We start from the raw sequence: 2,536 nt of genomic DNA, 5'->3' as shown, positions 1-2,536 counted from the left end.
TGAAGGTGGCGGTGTATTCGTCCGACTCGAAGCTCGCCTTGTCCTCGACACGGAACGTGAAGGTCTGCGCTGTGCCCTGGATTTGATCCGCCGGCTGGCGCACGAAGACCTTCAGCATTTTCAGGCGATCGGGCTCGACCGGGATGGCAAAGGAGCGGCCTACCTTAATGTCGTCCCCGACCACGCTCATTTCGCCCCCTTGCAAGCCCTGCATAGTGACAACAATGGTCCGCGGTTCGGGGATCATGTTGAGCAGCTTGACGGTGTAGCCATTGCGGATCGAGCCGTCGGACAGCGTGACGAATTGCGGATTGCGGTCATGCAGCACGTTCACTTCGAGCCGATCGCGCGTCAGCAGCGAATAGAGCAGACCCAGGCCGATCAGCGACCACATACCCATGTAGACATAGGTGCGCGGCCGAAAGATCTTGCGAATATGGAAATGCGCCACCTTGTCGGAGAAAGGGCCGTCAGTGGTCCTGACCAGCGACGGATTGACGGAACTGGAGCCGCCCGCGGTCGCCAGCATCATGTTGGCGTTGTAATCGGAGAGCGTCGCGTAGGAGATCAGTCCATGCTCCCTGCCGAGCTTGTCCATGACGCCGTCGCAGGCGTCGATGCAAAGCGCGCAGGTGATGCATTCGAGCTGTTGGCCGTCGCGAATGTCGATCCCCATCGGGCAGACCGCGACGCAGGCATTGCAGTCGACGCAGTCGCCGACGGACTGACCTGCTGCCACGACCTTCTTGGCGTGACGCGAACGTGGTTCGCCGCGCCAGTCGTTGTAAGTGACGGTGAGGGAATTTTCGTCGAGCATCGCCGCCTGGATGCGTGGCCATGGGCACATGTAGGTGCAGACCTGCTCGCGCATCAGCCCACCGAACGTATAGGTCGTCGCCGTCAACACGGCGACGGTGATGTAGGCGACGGGGGCTGCGGTGCCGGTGAAAAGTTCGCGAGCCAACGTAGGCGCATCGGCGAAATAGAATATCCAGGCGCCCCCGGTCGCAGCACCTATGACCAGCCAGATGGCGTGTTTCGATACCCGCAGCGCAAGCTTGCGGGCGGTCCAGGGACCGGCATCGAGTTTCATGCGTGCGTTGCGATCACCCTCGATGGCGCGCTCGACAACCAGAAACAGATCGACCCAGACGGTCTGCGGACATGTATAGCCGCACCAGGCACGACCGATAGTCGACGTGATCAGGAAAAGACCGACGCCGGCCATGATCAGAAGGCCGGCCACATAGTAGAATTCCTGCGGCCATATCTCGATGAAGAAGAAGTAGAAGCGCCGGTTGGCGAGATCGAGCAGCACGGCCTGGTCCGGGGCGAACGGGCCACGGTCCCATCGCAACCACGGTGTCAGATAGTAGATACCGAGTGTGATCGCCATCACCAGCCACTTGAACCGGCGAAAGCTTCCCGTTGCCCGTTTCGGGAATATCTTCTTGCGCGCGGCATACATTGGCTGGCGCACTTTGGCGGAGTTCACCGCTTCGGCTTCGAGCCGCTCTACCTGCGTATTGTCCAGCACATGCATCTCCACTCGCGCAGGCGACAATCTGCCCATGCCCGGGCTGCCAGCGTATGGGAGTCTTGCCGCGGGGCGGGGGCAGGCGCGTTGATGCAAGTCAATTGCCGGTGCCGAATACAGGTCGAGGCCCGGCATGGCCGGGCCTCGTCGCTTGGCTGGCGAAGGGTTGGGATTAGGCCCCGCTTCCTATTCCCCACCACCAAGCGAATGGATGTAGACGGCGAGTTCCTTGACCTTGGTCTCGCCCAGGCGTGCGCCCCAGGCCGGCATGACGCCCTGTTTTGGCGCACGGACCTGTGCGGCGATGGCCGCCTCGCCGGATCCGTAGAGCCAGATCGCATCGGTCAGATCGGGCGCGCCGAGCTCCTTGTTGCCCTTTGCATTGTCGCCATGACAGGCCACGCAACTTTCGGCAAAGACCTTGGCGCCGGGCTCGACGAGGCCGGCATCCTGGACCTTTCCCGACAGGCTGGCGACATAGGTGCTGACCTGAGCGATCTGGTCAGTGGTTATGATGTCGCCAAAGGCAGGCATTTCCGACAGGCGCGTGTCCGGATCGGACGCGAAGCGGATGCCGTGCGTGATCGTCTGCTGGATCTGCTCGGCCTTGCCGCCCCACAGCCAGTCGTCGTCGTTGAGATTGGGAAAGCCCTTGGAACCTTGGGCGCCGGAGCCATGGCATTGTACGCAATTGACCTTGAAAGCGGCGCCACCGGCGGCGGTTGCGAATTCGCGCAGGCCATCGTCCGCGGCAATCTCCGAGACGCTCTTGGACTCCACCGCCGAGATATATTTGCCCTTCGCGACCTCAGCCACAGCCAGTTCGTTCTTGACGTCGTTGCGGCTGGAATAGCCGAGCACGCCCTTCGTCGCCGAGTGCAGCAGCGGCCATCCCGGATAGGCGATGGTGTAGCCGATGGCCCAGACAATGGTGACGTAAAACGTGATGACCCACCAGCGCGGAAGCGGGTTGTTGAGCTCCCTTATGCCATCCCACTC

Annotated in this window: 2 protein-coding genes; both read right to left on the bottom strand. The window is 61.9% G+C overall.

The genetic code is table 11. The features are described 5' to 3' along the window. Window positions 1-1,537, bottom strand: a 1,537-nt coding sequence (gene ccoG, locus EN935_RS30770; RefSeq protein WP_164771478.1) for a cytochrome c oxidase accessory protein CcoG, incomplete at its 3' end; no start/stop codon positions are given. Window positions 1,538-1,723: 186 nt separating this feature from the next. After that, window positions 1,724-2,536: cytochrome-c oxidase, cbb3-type subunit III (gene ccoP, locus EN935_RS30765; protein WP_127373951.1), on the bottom strand; the 813-nt coding region annotated here is incomplete at its 5' end.

This window comes from Mesorhizobium sp. M7D.F.Ca.US.004.03.1.1 (assembly GCF_003998635.1).
Classification (GTDB): Bacteria; Pseudomonadota; Alphaproteobacteria; order Rhizobiales; family Rhizobiaceae; genus Mesorhizobium; species Mesorhizobium loti.
Note: the sequence above shows the minus strand (reverse complement) of the source record. Positions and strands in the feature narration are given on the sequence as shown.